The sequence below is a fragment of the Nitrospira sp. genome (assembly GCA_016715825.1).
In the GTDB taxonomy this organism is placed as follows: Bacteria; Nitrospirota; Nitrospiria; order Nitrospirales; family Nitrospiraceae; genus Nitrospira_D.
The window spans coordinates 104385-123597 of the sequence record JADJXO010000005.1; the positions used below are offsets into that span (position 1 = coordinate 104385).

Sequence of the window (19213 nt, forward strand, 5' to 3'; positions counted from 1 at the left end):
CAACGGTCTAAAGTAGGTTTATAAGTAAACGAATTTGGAGATCTTTAATTGGTTCATTCGGGAATGACACGGTGTTTACTATTTATGAACAGAAAAGAGTCCGCACCGTATCGCAAGGGGTCTTGGGCGATTCTCAATGGATTCAGATTGAACAGATGAAATTAGGAGCATGACCGTTCACGGCATTTCAAAAATAGCATAGAAAAATGCTACTGCTGTTTGGACAAAAGCGCGACAGGAAAACTAGACAACAGTTCCCGCAGCCAGCACCTTCCTCCATCGAAATGGCGACCATCCAGTTCGTGGTGCCAACGACCCTCTGGCAATGATATGGTGGTGTCTTCCCAAGCATCTCCTAGATGACTAAATAGTCTCGGCGCGATGGCAACGACCTCACCGCCTCGTAGAAAGCTGACGACATGTGCCCCCTTCTCACCCTCCGCGTACAGGGGAAGATAGTCTCCATGAGGACCGAACGGTTTGGGCCGGTTGCGACGAAGTCGGAGGCCTTGACGAATCAACCACAGCTTCGGTAGCCCTTCTTTTCGTCGCTGCCAGATTTCATCAGCCGACAATTTCTCGAGGTCTCGTAGAAGTGTCTTTCGGAGCCCGTAATCAACTGGCCGGCGATTGTCAGGATCCACAAGGCTATAACTCCATAACTCCGTGCCTTGATACAGGTCGGGAATTCCGGGAGCGGTTAATTTTAGCAAGGTCTGCGACAGAGATGTGACCTGTCCTTGGGGCTCTAACCCGGCAGCGAACTGAGTGAGATCGTCAATGAACTGAGGATCTTCATACAACCTAGTGACATAAGTTCGAATCGCTTGTTCATACTCTTTCTGCGGAGCCGTCCACGAGGTGTGCAGTTTGGCTTCCCGGATGATTTTTTCAGCATAGGCGAGCGCTCGCTCTTTCTCCAGCGGCCAGGCACCCACGAGGGTCTGGAAGAAGAAATACTCGAAGTTCCGATCTGGGGAATATGCACCCCAATGCTTGGCGGTCTGTTGCGACCACTGCGTGATCTGAGTTATCCAGCGAGCAGGGATCTCAGTAAGGGCCGCAAGTCTGGCTCTCACATCCTCACTCCGTTTCGTATCGTGAGTGGAAGTCCCGAGCATCGTCTTGGGCCAGTACCAGTGCCTATGTTCGCACCACTGATGGAATTGATCGATCGTGGTGCCGAAACGTCCCGGATTACCCCCCACTTCGTTCAGGGCTATAAAGCGGTGATAACAATAAAAGGCGGTATCCTCAGCTCCTTTGGCCATAACCGGGCCGGTGATCTGCTGAAAGCGTGTGACAAAGTCGCCTTCTCGCTCTCCCGTTATTATGAGGAGCAATAGGTCTCGGATGAAGAGTAAGAGATCCTGTCCCAGATCTGTGCGTCGTGCCGAGACGTTCGCGAAGGCCCGTGTCACGACGCGTTGATCGTGCTCACTCACCTCGCCCGTTTGCGGGCGCACATACGCTCGATAGACGGGGAACTCGACGAGATACTCGCGAATGGCCTCGTGTAACTCATGACGAGTGTAATCCCGGTGATGGGTATGCTGCTCACAAATCTCCCACAACATTGATGTGAGAATATTTAAGTCACTGCCTAACACGTGCCGGAGCACGTGATCCTTTTTCTCACGAAGTACCTCGGCAAACGTCCGGGTCTCTCCGCTGAACTCCCCATAAAATCGGGTAAGCGATTCCTCACTGCTGGGATCCATAAAAAGGCCTAAGACTAGGTTCATAAAATCGTAGCCCGTGGTGCCTGACACGGGCCACGATTCTGGCAATTGCTCCTCGTCAATCAGGATCTTTTCCACCACAATCCAACCACTGGAGACACGCGCTTGGAGCCGCTCCAGATACTGCTGGGGATCTTGCAATCCATCTGGGTGATCCACTCGCACGCCGTCAACGGGACCGTCCGGCGCCAACCAATCAAACAGCCGCTGATGAATATCCGCAAAGACACGCTCATCCTCTGTCCGGAGACCCACCAGGGTATTGATATCAAAAAACCGGCGATAGCCGAGGTCTTGGGAGGACGTTCGCCAAAACGCGAGGCGGTAGTTTTGGCGCTCAAGTAGCTCATGGAGAGCGGACGTGTCCTGGTTTAAGCGTTCAATGCATCGATCAACACTCGACGCCGCAGCTTCATCTTCGCGTAAGAATCTGGCGAGGAGATCCAGCAGAATGCCTTTATCACGATGTCGCCGCCGAAGACTGACCCAGTCGGTGGTCCTGGAAGAGGGGAGCTGTTCGAGCGCATCGGCGAAGAAGGCCGTCATGTCAGACGCAGCCACATCTGCAGCTTGTTTCAGGATGAATTCGATTGAGCGAGGAGCAAGTGGAAGCACATGATCGTGGTACTGAATGGTAAACGATCCACCGTGGCGTGCCACGTGGATCTCTCCCGTGTCCAGAACACGTCCGTAATGGTCACTGAGTATGGGGACCATTACCATGTGATGCAATTTGCTTTCGGGCGGCTGCCATTCCACATCAAAATAAGGCGCATAGCGGCTCGCTTGACCATTCTCTAAAACATCCCACCACCACACACTTTCTCGACCCCCTATGGCCATATGGTTGGGGACAATATCCAGCAGAAGGCCTAATTGATGCGTGCGCAATTCCTGATTAAACCGTTTGAACGCCTCTTCTCCCCCTAACTCGTGATTCACCCGTGTGTGATCTAAAACGTCATACCCATGCGTACTACCTTTTGCAGCCTGGAGAATCGGGGAACTGTAGCAATGGCTGACTCCGAGTTCGCGGAGATACGGCACAATTGCAGTCGCATCATTGAGCGTAAAACCAGCGTGCATTTGAAGACGATAGGTGGCTAGGGGATCCGGCATGAAGTTATTCTTTAAACAAGCAATGGCGAGTTAGCGAGGTATTCTGGCTCCTCGAGCAGAAAACAACAGAATGGTACTATAGAATCATTACCCTTCTAAAAACGCTGGTTCTTTCCCTAGTCGGTTGAACAAATCTCTCGATAACGTTCCATCCAATTGTCCTACTGCTAAATCAGCTCAGCGCTCAATAGTTATCCTAAGGATAGTCCTAGTGGATTAAGTTCTGCGGTATGGCAAAAAGAACAAGGGCAGGTGTTGAGACTTAGAATTCACTTTTGGTATGGATGTGTGCCGCAAATCAACGAATGGCATGTCGAATGACGCCTCGTCCTATCACACCCGCACAACGGAGTTTAGTCGATGCGGAGCATATGGCTATCACTATAAGTGAGGGGTCTTTATGACTGACGTGCAGGAAATACGTCAGCTCGAATGCGGGGCTGTGTCTCAAGTGGATGGCAGGATCCTCTGGCGCGTGTGGGCTCCCAATGCGAAACGCGTAGACCTGGAATTGCTGGAGGGAGATGGCTGGAAGACATACATCATGACACGCGAAGAGCGGGGATACTTTAGTTGTGAGAAGGGGGAGATCCATAGCGGGCAACGCTACGTCTATCATCTGAATAGCGGTCCACCACGGCCGGACCCGGCTTCCCGCTGGCAACCAGATGGAGTTAATCTGCCGTCAGCGGTGCTCCGTCTGGATGAATTCCAGTGGACTGACGCGGGCTGGGGGGGTATCCCACGCGAAGATCTCGTGTTCTATGAATTACATGTCGGCACATTTACGCCAGAAGGCACATTTGATGCGGTCATCCCCCGGCTTGCTTCATTGCGTGACCTGGGGGTCACCGCGATTGAGATTATGCCGGTCGCACAATTTTCCGGTACGCGCAATTGGGGATATGATGGCGTGCATCCCTATGCCCCCCAGCACAGCTATGGTGGGCCGCACGGCTTCCACCGTCTCGTAGATGCGTGTCACCGCCACGGACTCGCGGTGTTTCTCGACGTGGTCTACAACCATATTGGACCGGAAGGGGCCTATCTGAGCGAATTCGGTCCGTATTTCACTGAACGCTATCAAACGCCTTGGGGAGCAGGAGTCAATTATGACGACCGAGGCTCGGATCCGGTGCGAGAGTTCGTGTGTGACAATGTGCGCATGTGGATCCGTGACTACCATATTGATGGCTTACGATTGGATGCCGTCCACGCCATTTACGACCTTGGCGCCCGCCACATTTTACGGGATATCAAAGACGCCGCTGAGTCGGCCTCGAAGGCACGGGGTCACATCGCGCATATTGTGGCGGAAAGCGATCTCAATGACATCCGTCTCTTACTGTCACCCGATCGAGGTGGTTATGGAGTGGACGCTCAGTGGAGCGATGATTTTCATCATGCCATTCACACCTGTCTCACCGGTGAAGAACACGGGTATTATGCCGACTATGGGCAACCCTCTCAAATAGTCAAAGCGTTGACTGACACCTTCGTGCTGGACGGAGGCTATAGTCGATCACGTGATCGGTGCCATGGCGCCGTCAATGCGGGGCTTTCTGGAGATCGCTTCGTAATCTGCATTCAGAATCATGATCAGATCGGCAATCGTGCGTCAGGCGATCGGCTGAGCACGCTATTGTCCCCCACGGCACGGCGCCTCGCGGCAAGCATGTTGCTCTTGGCCCCGCATTTGCCACTCCTCTTTATGGGGGAAGAGTACGGCGAGCCGCATCCGTTCCCGTTTTTCTGTTCCTTCAATGACCCAGTACTCATCGAAAGTGTTCGATTGGGTCGTCGGAGGGAATTCGAAGCGTTTCACAGGGACGGTGCCGACGTGCCGGATCCACAGGCCGAGTCAACGTTCGAGGTCTCCCGGCTAACCTGGTCTTGGGAATCAGACCCCCATCAATCAGGACTTCGCACATTGTATCAAGATCTGCTGCGGGCGCGGCGTGAATGGCCCGCCCTGCATAACTACGTCCACCGCACGGCTCGTTTGCTTCCCGTCGCCAATCCCGTATTGGAGCTCATCCGCGGTGATCTGAGTGCTGATCCACAACAGTCCCTTCGAGCTCTCTTCAACCTGACCAGAGAAGAACAGCTGATTCCGGACGAGAGCCGAGGAGGATTGCGGTGGAGTTCCGAGGCGGAACGCTATCATGGCGCGCGGGCTGTTCCATCTTCTGATCACACATTGTTGCCTTATGAGTGTCTCGTCTTTCAGACATAGAGAAGGTCTATGAGCCGTGATGCATGGGATATTGATGCCGTCTACCTAGGCGCGGATGGGAAGGAGCGTCGAGTCGCCCGCGAATCCATCGAAGCAATCCGATCAGCCATCGGATCCGCACCTTCCAAGCCAGAGTCTTTATTTGATGAGCCGGTCAATGTGGTGCATGAGGGGAAATCGTTGCGATTCTCCGGACGGGCCGAGTTGCACCTGGAAGACGGTACAGTGATGGAGGTATGTGATCGCCTTCCAACCAACGTGCCGACCGGCTACCACGAGCTCGTTCCGATTGGCCGGACTTCCTCCACGAAGCTGATTGTGACGCCGGGACGCTGTCACCTTCCTTTAGGATTAAGAACGTGGGGCTGGAGCGCGCAGGTGTATGCCACCCGAAGCAAAACCAGCTGGGGGATCGGAGACTTGGCCGATCTTCGCCGCCTTGGGAAATGGGCCGAGTCTCTTGGCGCGGGAATGCTGCTCATTAATCCGCTGAATGCCGCACTTCCTCTCCTGCCACAGGAGGCAAGCCCCTATTCGCCTTCTAGCCGCCGTTACCGGAATCCACTCTATCTCCGGATCGACGACGTGCCCGGGATCGAGCGCGTGCAAGCCGATCTACGCCCGCATGCTGCCGCTGCTCAGGCCTTGAATGACGAGCGCACGATCAATCGCGATCGCGTGTTTCAATTCAAATTGGACGCCCTGCATAAATTATGGGCTGTGTTTAGCGACGACGCGGATTTCGATCGATTTCAGCGAGACCACGGATCATCGCTCGACCAATTCGCTGTGTTTAACGTCTTGGTAGAAGAGTATGGCACTGACTGGCGACAATGGCCGTCCGACTATCGACATCCGGACGGAGTGGGCGTGCAGCGGTTCGTGCAGGAATATGCCGATCGCGTGCGTTTTCACAAATGGCTGCAATGGCTTTTGGATTGCCAATTGAAGCAGGCCGCGGAGCCGGTGGCGTTGATCCAGGACTTGCCCATCGGCTTTTCGCCCAATGGTGCCGATGCTTGGGCCTGGCAGGATCTTCTGGCACTTGATTGTTCGATCGGAGCGCCTCCGGATTTATACAACAAAGAGGGACAGAACTGGGGCTTGCCGCCCTTCATACCCCACCGCCTTCGGCAAGCGGCCTATGAACCATTCATTCAGACGATCCGTGCCGTCATGAAACATACCGGCGGGCTGCGTATCGACCATGTCATGGGTCTGTTCCGACTCTGGTGGGTGCCACCGGGACAGACACCGAAACACGGTGCCTATGTACGATATCGAGCCGATGACCTGTTGGGGATCATCGCGTTGGAAAGTCAGCGGGCAAGTGCGATCGTGGTTGGTGAAGATCTTGGCACTGTTGAGGAGGGGGTGCGTGAGCAGATGGCCGCGTGCGATATGCTGTCGTATCGGCTGCTGTGGTTTGAAGAGGTGGCACCAAGGGAATATCCAGAGAAGGCGTTGGCGGCGATTACCACGCATGATCTCCCGACGCTGGCTGGCATCTGGACCGGACAGGATGTTGAACTCCAGTTGCGAAGCGGGCTTAATCCGGACAAGGCTCAATCGGAAGAATTACGGCAGAAAATCGTACAAGCCAGTGGAGTGGATCCACATGTCGATGTAGAAACGGCTGCTATCCGAACCTTCGACCAATTGGCTGCTGCGCCGTCCGTCATTGTGATGGCCACGATGGAAGCGGCCTGCGTGGTCTCTGAGCGGCCGAATATGCCAGGAGCGGATGGCGCGTATCCCAATTGGTCGTTGGCTCTACCGCTTCCGCTTGAGGAAATCGAACGAGTGGCATTCCCGCGTTCCCTTGCCAGGGTCTTACAGCGCAATCGACCAGCAGTACCATGAAAGCGAGAATACTGCCCTAGATAATTCACTATGCGCCGATTTCTCGAGAGTGCTGTTACGGTGTCAAACGCATTGCTAAGAAAGGGACCTCAAAATGGCAAGAAACCATCAGCCCCGCTCATTAACCGCTCCCATTCGATATGCGGTCGTCGGATTAGGGCACATTGCACAATCCTCGGTACTTCCGGCTTTTGCTCATGCTAAGAATTCCAAACTCGAGGCACTGATCTCGGATGATCCTCGCAAACTTAAATATCTGGGGCGACAATATGGTGTGACGCATCAGGCGTCCTATAGCCAATACGAAAAATGTTTGAAAGAAGGCGCAATCGATGCCGTCTATATCGCGCTGCCCAATAGTCTTCATTGCGAGTATGCAGTTCGTGCCGCCCTGGCAGGGGTTCATGTCCTCTGTGAAAAGCCCATGGCTGTCACCGAACAAGAATGTCGAAAAATGATCCAGGCGGCGGAGAAAGCCGATGTCAAACTCATGATCGCATATCGCCTGCATTTTGATAAAGCCAATATGCGTACTGTGGCTCTGGCCCAATCTGGGAAACTTGGCGACCTACGTTTGTTCCAGTCTGTGTTTACGATGCAGGTACGTCCCGGTGATATCCGGACCAAGGCGCAACTCGGTGGGGGATCGCTGTACGATATCGGTGTATATTGCGTGAATGCGGCCCGTTATGTGTATCGGGACAACCCTATTGAAGTGAATGCGTGTCTTGTGAAGGGAACTGATCGACGGTTTCGGGAAGTCGATGAAATGGTCGCCGTCTGGTTGCGCTTTCCTGGTGACAGGCTGGCGACATTCATTTGCAGTTTCGGAGCCGCAGATGCGTCCTCGTATGAGGTGGTCGGCACAAAGGGACGGGTGCGGTTGTCCCCGGCCTTCGAGTATGGAGGACATTTGGAGCAACAGGTGGTGTTGAACGGAAAAAAACGATCGAATCAGTATCAAGCCGGCGATCAATTCGCGCCGGAGCTGATCTACTTTTCAAATTGCATTCTTAAGAAGACAGAACCCGAGTCCTCCGGGATGGAAGGTCTAATTGATGTCATGATTATTCGGGCACTCTATCGCTCAGCCAAAAGCGCCCGTCCGGTGCCGCTGACATTGCCGGGGAAAAAAGACTGGCCTTCACCCGATCTCGTTATGGAAAAGCCACCGATCCCCAAGGCAAAACTAATTCATGTGCAATCGCCTGCGCTCTAGTGGCACGGAAAAAATAGCCGGCTTGACTCATTGCAATCATGTTTCGCCACTTCGCGTCGGTATTTCTTTTTTAACCAGGAGGGCAGCGTTTCCAGTTCCTCATCGATCGCGCCATCAGTGCAAGTATGATCCTCGCTCCTTCTTTCGTTTCAAAAGTGAGTGGATGTATCCAGTATTAACCGCTGGCGTCTAAAGTGTAAAAGCATTCATTGACGAATAGATCATAAACTAACGGAGTTACTAGTAGGTGGTATACACTGCATAACGCCTAAGTAAGGCATTAATTAAATAAGTCTTGATAAATATGTTCGTCCTTATCCGCCACAATGTGATCGCTAGCCTAATTAGTTCGAGCCAACATCGCCTATCATTCTTCGCTCTCGGATCAGAAACTACTGCCATCTGCCCCGAGTTGATGACTGAAGCCCCCACGTTAATCCATTGCGCTTTGGATTTCCTATTCCACCGCCGCTTCAGGTAGCCAACGCCTCTAAGGCGGACACAGTGCATTTGCCCGCTATGCGCGAGCTATTTTCTCAGACTCTCCCAAGGTTTCTGGGGGTGTGCATCTCGAGAGGAACGTTCTGTAGTAACCAGCTTACATCCAAGGGTTTGGCGAGGAGCATTTGGTTCTAGTCTCTCATTAGACGCTACGAACTTCTCGCTGCATGCCGTTCTGCACCAACATGTTTGTGAAGCAATTCTTACGGGATAGGTGACAGAATTGATAATTGAACGCGGGTTAGCACCATGTCTGAGTTGCGAGAAATCTTCCGCAAGCTTGAACTGACGAATCGCAGTCAATGCCTGGACTACGCCAAAGCAAATAAGTCTCGCAAACCGCAAAGTATGCCAAAGCTGGTACAGCGGTTTGTGTCTATCATAATATGAGCTCTAATCAAAAAGACTACTTACTCCATGACCTAGGGATGGGAAAGGGACAGTCTTTTGATTCTAAGGAATTACTAACGGATGTGGGGACGCTTCCGAAGCGGTTGTGTCATGCTCATGCATGGCACAACCGCTTCGGAGATGTTGACTGACACCCGTATAGACTACCTGTTAATGCAGAAACTACGGCGGTCCAAACATTTACTTGCCTGATAAACTTTGGGGTTGAGCGGATTGCTGTTCTCCAGGATTTATGACGAGTGGCAACTTGAGATTGTCAGGTAGTACTACCATTTTGGAAGTTTGACTATCATATAACTTGTAACGCAAGTATTCCGGGGTGAGCGTCCGGTTAATTGTTTCCTGAACTTTGGCCTGACTTTCCGCGCGCGCCCGCGCAATTTCGGCATCCTTTCCCGCAAGCAGCAGTTCAAACTCCTTTTGTTCTTTTTGCTGTTTTTGGGCCTGCGTTTGTTCAAGAGCGGTTAATACAAGTTTCGGGAGATCGACGTCTGCAATCGTGACGCTTTGAATCGCTAAGTGCCTATCCTTGAGTCTTTCCTGAACCACTGTTTGCGCCTTCTGGGAAATTTCCGCACTTTTCTCACCTACCATCAATGCGGGGTATGTCGCGACGACCTGACGAACCGCTGCGACAAATTCCGGCTGGACGATTTGCGAATAATATTGGCGTCCTACCGACAGGGCTAAATAGTACACTTCTTCTGGAATTGGCCTCAGCACAATGGCGGCTTTGATATCCACTTGCACATCGTCTGCGCTCCAGGCATCAACTTTCTCTGCATACGTCTGCCAACGCACATTATAGAAATAGATCTCATTCCACGGCGCCTTCCAGTACGACCCTTCTTTGAGTGGTTCTTTATCAAGACCCGATGAGCGGAACATGAGGCCTCGCTCACCCGGTAGCACGGTGGAGCACGCGGTGGTAATAAGAAGGAATGCTGCGAGAATCAAGAGCGATGTTGCGCGAGTCATTGTACCTCCTAATTAATAGCGATAATAATTGCCCACTTTAAAGAGGAGATAATCCTGAGAACACTAGCAAACGCCCGAGACAGTACGATGGAGAAGCACAAACCGATGAGTCATATATTTGCTTCTCAACCTTGGCCGGTAGGAGAAAAACATGGATCAGTTTCGGCAGGAGCCTGAGTCCATCTCCGGTGAGTCTGCAGAAAGGTGGAAATAGCCTAAAAAGAAAATAATGCAGTGTGTAGTTTGCAGTGACCGCTTCAGCAAACTCTCATTCCCCTAAGGCATAAATAAGTAAGGTGACTTCGATTCCCAAGGCGGCCTAGTACCAATGTCTTGTCACGACATAACTGCAGACTAGGATGCCAATCACGACCGTAATAGATAGCCAGGCTATCTTCACCACTGGATCATGAACCCGTTGGAGTGGTTTCCGAAACGGATTGGGGAACACTGTCACAGAGCACTTCCTTCTGCAGTAGGCCCACTAGCAGATCTATTGGCACTCTACCCCACGGGAAAAGGAAGACCACTCGCTTGTTCCCTAGGATGGTGGTTGAACGATGGCCATTTAGCGATGACCACGGTGCCTATTTCCGGCCGACACCATCGGGCATTCAGGCATTTCACCAGTCTGATAAAGCAAACCATGCTGGTGAGGTCGGACGAATTGTTTTAATCTTCTCCGTGAATTACCTCAATTTATATTCTTAGGACGCTAAGAGAGTATGTGACCGATTTGGCACAGACGTATAATGCCCCGATTAATTTAGATCCACTTGGTCTTTATCTCCCCGCAGATTGTATGCGCCACCCGTTGCAAGGCACTCGATGGGTAGACCGACTGCTTCACTACTTCGCGATACCTAACACGTCGTTGCATTTATCCCTGTGGTCCCCGCGCAGTAGTCTAAAGCTGAACATTCCAAGCCGCTCTCGATGAAGATATGTGCGTCTTCTTCCTATCGCTCTTCCCAGTGGTGAGGCATCCGAGGTGTTGCTATTGTCCGATTCACTGTCAGTAAATCTTTCACCATAGGATGGGTTGTATGAAATCTATAAAGCGTTTAATCCTCAGCGGCACACTCAGCGTTTTGGTGAGTGTCACCGGGTCATATGCGCAAACCACGACTGACGCAGAACTGGGGTCTCCGGAATTGGGCCCCTCTGTCCCACGTCAACGTTCCATCGCCGACGACCGCGTGCCACCCGAGCGAGTGCTAGTGCAAGAACGTCTTGTGGAACGAAAACACGAAGGAGAGCTCTACGTGGCTGGCTTTGGTGGTTTCACGCTAGGACACAGTTTCTCACACCCGGAAGGAAGAGGAAGCCTCGCGGGCCAAACCTTCGACAGTTTCGATCTCGCCAACTCGGTGATCTATGGAATGAAAATCGGGTACTTCCATCCAGGCCGATTGAATTGGTTGGGCCTTGAAGTAGAAGGGTTCAATACGACCCCTCACTTGCAACAGCAAAATAGTGTGCCGGGTACGTACCTGCGTGTGTCCACTCTCGCCTTCAATGTCATTGCACGCAAAAGGTTAGCCTGTAGAGCAGATGATCCTGATGCATACGATGGCACCCGTCGTACCACACGTTACGATAAAGATGACCGTCGCTATTATGAGGCAGAGAGAACCGCCACCGAGGAAAATGCGAGATGTCCCTTACAAGTCTATGCGGGTGCGGGACCCGCGATCTTCTTCGCCGAAACCTCCAATCAGTTTGGGCGCAGTGGCGACAATGGAGAAGTAGGGGTCAATGCGCTGGCTGGCATGAAATATTTCGTGCATCGGAATGTCGCCGTGTTCGGCGAATATAAGTTCAACTATGCTGGGTTCGATTTCACTCAGCTTCAAGGCACGACCGCCGGAATTCAAGGAAATTATAAGGCAAGTCATTTTGTAGGAGGCCTGGCCATCCATTTTTGAAGTGAGTTCTTCAGGGTACGATATGACGAATACAAAGGCCGGGGATGTTGCATGAATAAAAACCGACAAAATCACCGGCATGTTCATCGGTCGAGATGGGCCATCAAGGAAATCAGACGCCATACCCTTCGCGCTAATCTAATCTGTCATGAGGTTGGGATGAAGATCATGCCTCACGCAGCCTTTGGGGTATTCATCTTTACACGAGATTTGTAATGGGCAATTGCTTAGCGCGAAAGCTTAGGAAGTGATGAAACATCAGGAGCATTCTAGAAAAGGAGAACGTATGAAGAAAGCGACAGAGCAGCGATCATTAGCGATCGTGACCGGGGCATCTAGCGGTATTGGGTATGAACTGGCCAAGCGCTGTGCGGAAGCTGGCTTCGATTTACTGATTGCCGCGGACGAGGCAGCCATCCATGATGCAGCCGACCGGCTCAGGCAGTTTGATGTATTTGTAAATGCCATTCAGGTCGATTTGGCTACAATCGAAGGCGTGGACCGGCTTTATCAGGCGGCCCAAGGCCGCCCCATCGACGTTTTGATGGCCAATGCAGGGCATGGACTCGGCAAAGGATTTCTCGATCAGAATTTTACAGAGGCGAGACACGTCGTCGATACCAACATCACTGGAACCATATACCTGCTCCAGAAGATCGGACGCGAGATGCGCGCCAGGCGGGAAGGCCGCATCTTGATCGTCGGCTCTATCGCCGGATTTATGCCCGGAACTTTTCAAGCTGTTTACAATGGGACAAAGGCTTTTCTGGATTCGTTTTCGTTCGCATTGCGGCATGAGCTCAAGGATACGGGTGTAACTGTTACGTGCCTGATGCCAGGTGCGACGGAGACCGACTTCTTCGAAAGAGCCGATATGCAGGACACGAAGTATGGACAACAAGGGAAGGACGATCCCGCTGACGTGGCGAAACAGGGGTACGATGCGATGATGCGGGGCGATGGAGATATTGTCACGGGCTGGAAGAATAAATTGCAATCGGCGATGGCGGCCGTAATTCCCTCAGATATGCTGGCGGAACTCCATCGGCGGATGGCGGAGCCCGGATCGGGCAATAAGGCGGCGTAACCTTTTAATCGAATAACAGGGTGTTGGCTCAGCTAACGAATGAGAAGATGCGGTATTAAGAAAATCGAATGGAGCGGTAGGAATGAATTATGGGGGGGAATGAGGAAAAATCAGGCCACTATATTACAGCCTGCCCGTAACCCTTTCCGCAGAGGAATTCTATAAAGTGGCATCGATTTACGTAATTATTGAATTTAGGGTTTCGGTTTACCTTCCTTTTGCACCACTGCAGCTCGTCCCTGGCTCGTCACCGTCGCGGTAATACGGTCGCCAGGATGTAGTTCCGTATTCACTCTTGTCTGCGGGTCAATTGTCAGTACAATCTCCGTTCCATTTTCTTGTTCGATATGAAGGGTATTCGCCTCGGACTTGGCAATACGGCCACGGATGGTTTTCAGTCCCGCGCTCTGACCAGGATTCACACTCGGATCTTCGATGCCGGTGTCCTGACGGTTATGTCCTACCGCAGGATCGGTTTTAGGTCCTTTGGTTCCGCCTTGCATCTCTCCTTCGACTCGATAATTTTCAGCTTGCCCTTGCTGTTTTAGGCGATTCTTCCGAATCTCCTCCCGTCGTTCATGATCCGCTGCATCAGCCCCGTGCAGGCTCCGATTCCCCTGCGGAAGGATGATGTCTCCGGCTAATACTGACGAACACCAGAAAACGCTACAAACGAAAACAATGGCGTGAAGCATAAGCTGAATCATTTGATTATCCTCCCACCAGCATGAGTCCAAAAGCACCAAGCCCAAGCATAGTGTCTACCACGTTAGGAAGAAGGCCCGAGGTCGGTTCTCCATCGTTGATGAAGGAGAGCGTTTTCTTGGCTTGCTTTCTTAAGCTATGACATTGCGAAGGTGCATTGAACTAGGGATGCTCATAGATCTGAGCTAGGGCATTCGATCTAGCGGACATGCTGGCCGATGGAAACAGAACGGGGTTTCAGTTCCATCACTGAGGCCCCATCAGAAGTACTATCACCAAAATAAATGCGAGAAGGCCCAGTCCTGCGCTCGGGTAATAGCTCCAATTTGCACTATAGGACCAGCTCGGCAGTGCTCCAATTAGGATGAATATGAGGATAATCAAGAGAATGGTCGTCATGCGCCCCTGTTTGTTCTGGATGATGGTTCGAACTGCAAGGTAGTTCTGCGTCATCCTGACGGGTATCCAAAAACATCGTTCCTGAATCCATCCCTAGCCGTGCACGTATACGTCGGAGCCTGCGCACGACGTTTTGATAGAGCTCAAGAAGGAAGCGTTCGCTGACCTAACTAATTCCACAGCCCTGATGTTTGCAGCGGCAAACAGGAGCCGCTTTGTCGGCGGTACGACATTCGTCAGAACAGAATGTCGTTCCGTTTATAGCGACACACGTGCATTGCGGATGGGCACATTTCTTCTGCATCATGACCCTTCCTCCAAGGATGCGACTGTTTTACCGTGCATATCAGTCTCGTTCGATCAACAGTCAACGGGAATCGATGAGACTTTTTGCTAGTTGAAGAGCGGCCGATGCGGCGGCCTCTCGGGACACATAGTTTTGTTGAATACTCTCGGCATCTGGTCCAGTTTCAATAATGACGTAGTGACAGACCCAGGTTCCATCAACTTGCTGAATCGGGGTCAACACAATTTTACGTTCCTTATAGTGATGGGCCGATGACAATTCGGAGGGATGTTCGTTCATCGAGGCTTCGGATCTGCTGCTAGCTCGTATACCTATATTCTTTTAACATCTCAGAGAACGATCCGATGTGGACCTGGGAAGACACCTTGGAATGCCCGTTTAGATCGGAAGACCCATCAAAGACTACATCCTGAGATCTCGCGACCTCATTCTATGTCTTTTCCCAGTATAGAAAGCCGTCCAGCTTCGCTACGATCTGTTGATACAAGAAACACAGGTAATTACATTCCAACAAGAGGAGCCTAGCACATGAGGATCAACTATCTTGGCATCTGTATAGCGATGGTAGGAGGAATTCTGTCGGTAAGCGATGTGGGTGTCCATGCCCAGCTGAGTGGAGGCAGCTCGTCGGGAAGTCCGGGTGGCGGAGCTATGGGGCAAGGAGGCCCAGGTACGACCATACCGGCGCCTGGTGGAAATGCAACTCAAGGGGGCCGCTCAGCGGATTCGAGCGGAGGCAATCCGATTATCCCAGGGGATGGCAGTCGTCCAGGAGACGGAAGTCGACCAGGCATGGGGTCTGTGCCTGGTAATTTGGGTGGCACCAGCCCTGGCGGAACCGGTTCTGGAGGAATGGGCTCATCGGGCGGAAGCGGTGCAGGCACTGGATCTGGAAGTATGGGGTCGCCCGGCGGTTCCGGTTCATCGAGTGGGATGGGATCATCAGGAGGCAAGGGATCAGGATCGGGCAGCATGGGGTCCTCTGGGGGTATGGGAGCAGGTGGGACGGGTTCATCGGGTGGTTCAGGAGGTGGAGGCAAGTAAAAATGTCGTCTCTACAAACTGTAGCGATCAGGGACAAGAGTCCCCTAATCAGATGCCGAATTCTCTACACTTACTTTCTATTGGAAAATGAAGGAGGAGTAACATGCCAAACCGAACACATCGTGAATCGTCGAGTGAAACAGGGTGGTCTGGGTTTCTAGCGGGCGCATTGATCGGAGGCGGGGTCGCTCTGTTATTAGCACCACAGCGGGGTGCGGAGCTGCGCGGCATGCTGAGCGACTATGCCTCTCGTGCGTCGGACGACTTGATGGATAAGGCTGAGGAAACCTGGGATGCCGCCGTGGAACGGGGGAGAGATTATTACAACAAGGGCGAAGAGGTCGTCCAGGATGCGGGGCGGTCGGCGAGTGAATTTGCACAACAAGGGCAGGAGGCTGTGAAAAATGCTGGCCGTTCGGCTCAAGAATTTGCCAGGCATGCCCAAGAAGATGCAGATCGCCAGACAAAGGGTTAGGACAATCATGAACATCCATCTTGATACAACAACGTCAAGTTCTGTCTTTGCCTTGTCCTAGTGCGGAACTCTCAAAGGGTCCTTTAGAATCTCAGGTACCGAACAAACCTTACCAACCAAAAAGGAAATACGACATGGCCACACGAAAAAAATCCGCAATGAATACCAATGAGAGGACCGAACAGGAATCAGTGAACGTGTTAGAGCTTCTGAAGGAAGATCATCGAAAGGTAAAACAACTGTTCACCTCATTCGAAGAAGCGGATGGGCGTTCATGTAAGGGAATTGTGGACGAAGCGCTAAACGCGCTGGAAATTCACAGCACGATTGAAGAAAAACTGGTGTATCCGGCCATTCGTAGGGCTACAGATGCTAAAGATATGGTCGCTGAGGCCAATGAGGAGCACCACGTCGTCAAGTTCTTAATGAAGGAACTTCGCAAAATGAAGCCATCGGCGGAGGAATATAAGGCGAAATTCACGGTGCTGAGCGAGCTGGTGAAGCATCATGTTGATGAAGAGGAAGGGGAGATGTTCCCACAGGCGGAGCAAACCGATGTCGACTGGGACAAACTCGGACAGGAAGCCATGAAGATCAAAGAACGCATGATGAAATCTTCTCGCAACGCTCGCCGAGCCGCATAAGGAATGAGTAAAATATGAACACCCGTGACATCAGCACATATATGGTGATAGCCAATTGCATGATCTCGTTCCCTGGTTGTTCTGCCTGGGGACCTTCAATAAAGGGTACAGCGCAATTCACTAGCAATGACGTGGAGGGCCAATCAAAAAGTCTTGCAGGCGTGTATGAAGACGTTCAGCCTAACGGCTCACTTAAACCACATGTCCAAAAAGCGGGTGTGGAGGGTCGAGTCAATGGTCTGATAATTCTTGGTGGACCGGCAGACATGCCCAATATCAAAACGGGGGGAAGTGAAATTAAAGGGTCAGCAAACGAAACACCGAAGGTGACCATTGGGGACCAAACGTTTCCTTCTGGTTCGAACTCAAAATAAAGCGTCTTACAACGGGTAGTGAAGGGGGTCGGTGAGGCTGTTGACAGTCATCGATCCCTTTTGCGCTACCATCGGTTTTGCTGCGCCAGGAATTGTGCCCGCGATGAACTCTACGCGAGCTTTCACCACCTACCGGCAACCAGCGCAGGGGGAAAAACCTCTGAAGCCTATGTGTGGGTGATCCTCGCAACAGGTATGGCAGCATCTCAACAGAAGAAGCTGAGAGGGACCAAACTAAAGCTATTCAAGTCTCTGAGCGTGTCCTATTTTTTGAAGTACTTGTCGAGTTCCTCAAAGAATTCAATGTAGAGCTGCGGGCGTTCATCAATCCCGATTGGAATCAGCTGAGTCTTTGATGATTCGGATGAGATGTTCATGTGCCATTCCGGAGTCACGCGTATTCGTTTCCCAGCTTCCGATACATCCACGGTAATCTGGTAACCAACGGTCGCATCGAGGCTTGGCGTAGGAGCGCCAATGCGGCTCCGGACAAGTCCCTTCGTTTGATCGGCTTCCCCTACGCCCATTGGATATTCGGACACACGAAAATGCACGGCATTAAACACGCGCTCATAGGGGAGTTCATAGAGCCGCGAGGTGAAGTATTTTTTGTCTATTGGAGGCACTGATGCACAGCTCATCATTGAAAGAAGTCCCATACTCATTACGAACACAGCTAGCGATGTAGGTAGTTTATGAATTCTGGTCGGTCCCATGCGTTTCGAGGACTGCCTCTTCACCAGGAATAGTACGGGTTTCCTGCACTCACCATCGAACTCGCGACAAAGCCTCCAGTTAGTGATAACCAAATGCGTTCAGGAGTATTTCTTGGGTCTGATAGTCGTGCGCAGTCCAGCTTGAGACCGTAGCTCTTGTGCAGCGCGATGTTTGTCACCGTGAACGTATGGTAGAGATTGGGGTGCACACGTTCAGTGAGGGTGTAACCGGGGAACTTGTTTGAAAGATAGGTTCGAATGGTGCTCAGTTTGGCTTCAATCCATACCTGTTCGTCGCTCTCAGCAAGCATCGGCAACTCTCTCACATGTGATCCATCAATGTAGTGTCCGTCTAGAAGACAGATCAAGATACGTAAGGGCTCTTAGTGGGTGAGCAAATGAGGAAAGCGAGGTACTCCTGCGAGGCAGCGGCAGAACCCTGTTTGATCCCTCTGCTTTTATGAGCTCTGTTATAGGGCTCATCCCATAACCCCCCAATCGAAGAGTTCGATAGGCTACAGACAGAACAGCCAGTGGAAATATTTTGGATGGAACGCGCAATCCAATCAAAATATAAAATTGCACTGTTCGAGAGGCTCCGCCCTCGCAAGAGGCCGGAGCTTCTCTTTTTATTATTCTGCAGCAAGAGGTCGGTGCCCATGTACCTCTTCGGGCTGCCAGCCTAGGAGGTTGTTCCTCCAAGGTTCATGTTGACGAGCCGGGCTAAGGCCCGTTGCCTCGTGAAGAATTCGACCGACGCAGCCGTATCGAAGAGCGATTGCTCATCCTCTTCATTTAGGAGTAGACGCAGGCTCGCCTGGAGAGCGTTCAACGTTCGATCATAGGCGTCCAGTTTAGTGCGGTACTCTTCCTCGGCTTTTACCGCGTGAGGAAATGCCGCCATGTGTTGCCGGAACCGTTCCGACGCACGCTCTTTCGAGGCCAGCAAACGGAGTAGTTTGTTTTGCCATAAGGCAAGCCGGACACTGCGGACAGCTTCGTGCGGGACAAGGGGTTTGACTATCAGATCGAAGGCGTCGTCCACCAGTGCCCTGTAGGCTTCCTGGTGATCGTCCTGACCGGCGGTGACCAGAAGCGGCACCAGCAATTGTTGCTGCTGCTTCTGTTTGAATAGACGATAGGTGGGAATAAGTGGTGGACTGATTGCGACGCTATGGTACGACCACTGCCGTAATTTCGAAGTCAGTTCATCCACCGACGCACACCGGTCGAGGGTTACATTAGGGAAATGCGAGGACAAAATGCGAGGAAGCCGATCACGCGTATGGGCATCAGTTTCCGCAATGAGTACTACTTGTCCCATACAGTATCATGGCTCTCCTTCTCCATATACACGAGCTGGGAAAGTCCCTAATCGCGTGTGGAAGAGAGAAAGTATGAAATCCTAGGGTTTTATCTTGTCTTGTGATCTTCAGTGAAGACACCTTGTCTGACACCAGACAGA

At 51.9% G+C, this 19213-nt stretch carries 16 protein-coding genes; 8 read left to right on the plus strand and 8 right to left on the minus strand.

Translation table 11 applies throughout. The features are described from left to right. Positions 1-209: 209 nt before the first annotated feature. Positions 210-2861: a malto-oligosyltrehalose synthase gene (gene treY, locus IPM58_12810; protein MBK9307932.1), complete on the minus strand. Its 2652-nt coding sequence runs from the start codon at positions 2859-2861 to the stop codon at positions 210-212. 400 nt (positions 2862-3261) lie between these two features. Between treY and treZ the strand changes: the two genes are divergently transcribed. The 3 genes from treZ to IPM58_12825 all read left to right on the plus strand — a co-directional run bounded on the left by treZ (position 3262) and on the right by IPM58_12825 (position 8179). After that, the gene (treZ, locus tag IPM58_12815; protein MBK9307933.1) at positions 3262-5097 is read left to right on the plus strand and encodes a malto-oligosyltrehalose trehalohydrolase; all 1836 of its coding nucleotides are present in this window, start codon (positions 3262-3264) and stop codon (positions 5095-5097) included. 9 nt (positions 5098-5106) lie between these two features. Continuing rightward, positions 5107-6960 (plus strand): 4-alpha-glucanotransferase, encoded by a 1854-nt coding sequence (malQ, locus tag IPM58_12820; GenBank protein ID MBK9307934.1) that lies wholly within the window; start codon positions 5107-5109, stop codon positions 6958-6960. 94 nt (positions 6961-7054) lie between these two features. Further along, a complete protein-coding gene (locus tag IPM58_12825; protein ID MBK9307935.1) occupies positions 7055-8179 on the plus strand; it encodes a Gfo/Idh/MocA family oxidoreductase in 1125 nt (374 codons plus the stop codon). Positions 8180-9271: 1092 nt separating this feature from the next. Here IPM58_12825 and IPM58_12830 read toward each other — a convergent pair. Beyond that, on the minus strand, positions 9272-10069 hold the full coding sequence (locus tag IPM58_12830) for a prohibitin family protein (GenBank protein ID MBK9307936.1): 798 nt from the start codon (positions 10067-10069) through the stop codon (positions 9272-9274). A 1046-nt stretch (positions 10070-11115) separates the two neighbouring features. Between IPM58_12830 and IPM58_12835 the strand changes: the two genes are divergently transcribed. Together IPM58_12835 and IPM58_12840 are read left to right on the plus strand one after the other, a co-directional pair. Further along, the gene (locus tag IPM58_12835; protein ID MBK9307937.1) at positions 11116-11997 is read left to right on the plus strand and encodes a hypothetical protein; all 882 of its coding nucleotides are present in this window, start codon (positions 11116-11118) and stop codon (positions 11995-11997) included. 286 nt (positions 11998-12283) lie between these two features. After that, positions 12284-13084, plus strand: coding sequence for an SDR family NAD(P)-dependent oxidoreductase (locus tag IPM58_12840; GenBank protein ID MBK9307938.1), 801 nt, complete (start codon positions 12284-12286; stop codon positions 13082-13084). 194 nt (positions 13085-13278) lie between these two features. Here the strand turns inward: IPM58_12840 and IPM58_12845 are convergent, their stop codons facing one another. From IPM58_12845 to IPM58_12855, 3 genes are all read right to left on the minus strand, one after another. Continuing rightward, positions 13279-13791: a hypothetical protein gene (locus tag IPM58_12845; GenBank protein MBK9307939.1), complete on the minus strand. Its 513-nt coding sequence runs from the start codon at positions 13789-13791 to the stop codon at positions 13279-13281. A gap of 244 nt (positions 13792-14035) precedes the next feature. After that, positions 14036-14188: a DUF3309 domain-containing protein gene (locus tag IPM58_12850; protein ID MBK9307940.1), complete on the minus strand. Its 153-nt coding sequence runs from the start codon at positions 14186-14188 to the stop codon at positions 14036-14038. A 367-nt stretch (positions 14189-14555) separates the two neighbouring features. After that, positions 14556-14774 (minus strand): hypothetical protein, encoded by a 219-nt coding sequence (locus IPM58_12855; GenBank protein ID MBK9307941.1) that lies wholly within the window; start codon positions 14772-14774, stop codon positions 14556-14558. A 361-nt stretch (positions 14775-15135) separates the two neighbouring features. Between IPM58_12855 and IPM58_12860 the strand changes: the two genes are divergently transcribed. Genes IPM58_12860 through IPM58_12870 form a run of 3 tightly spaced genes read left to right on the plus strand, consistent with a single transcriptional unit; the run spans position 15136 to position 16658 of the window. Next, positions 15136-15630 (plus strand): hypothetical protein, encoded by a 495-nt coding sequence (locus IPM58_12860; GenBank protein MBK9307942.1) that lies wholly within the window; start codon positions 15136-15138, stop codon positions 15628-15630. Positions 15631-15642: 12 nt separating this feature from the next. After that, a complete protein-coding gene (locus tag IPM58_12865; protein MBK9307943.1) occupies positions 15643-16014 on the plus strand; it encodes a YtxH domain-containing protein in 372 nt (123 codons plus the stop codon). 20 nt (positions 16015-16034) lie between these two features. After that, on the plus strand, positions 16035-16658 hold the full coding sequence (locus tag IPM58_12870) for a hemerythrin domain-containing protein (protein ID MBK9307944.1): 624 nt from the start codon (positions 16035-16037) through the stop codon (positions 16656-16658). Between the two features lie 637 nt (positions 16659-17295). Here IPM58_12870 and IPM58_12875 read toward each other — a convergent pair. The 3 genes from IPM58_12875 to IPM58_12885 form a co-directional block, all read right to left on the minus strand. Beyond that, positions 17296-17658: a hypothetical protein gene (locus tag IPM58_12875; protein MBK9307945.1), complete on the minus strand. Its 363-nt coding sequence runs from the start codon at positions 17656-17658 to the stop codon at positions 17296-17298. Between the two features lie 110 nt (positions 17659-17768). Further along, on the minus strand, positions 17769-18059 hold the full coding sequence (locus tag IPM58_12880; GenBank protein MBK9307946.1) for a hypothetical protein: 291 nt from the start codon (positions 18057-18059) through the stop codon (positions 17769-17771). A 371-nt stretch (positions 18060-18430) separates the two neighbouring features. After that, positions 18431-19072 (minus strand): hypothetical protein, encoded by a 642-nt coding sequence (locus IPM58_12885; GenBank protein ID MBK9307947.1) that lies wholly within the window; start codon positions 19070-19072, stop codon positions 18431-18433. Positions 19073-19213: the final 141 nt, after the last annotated feature.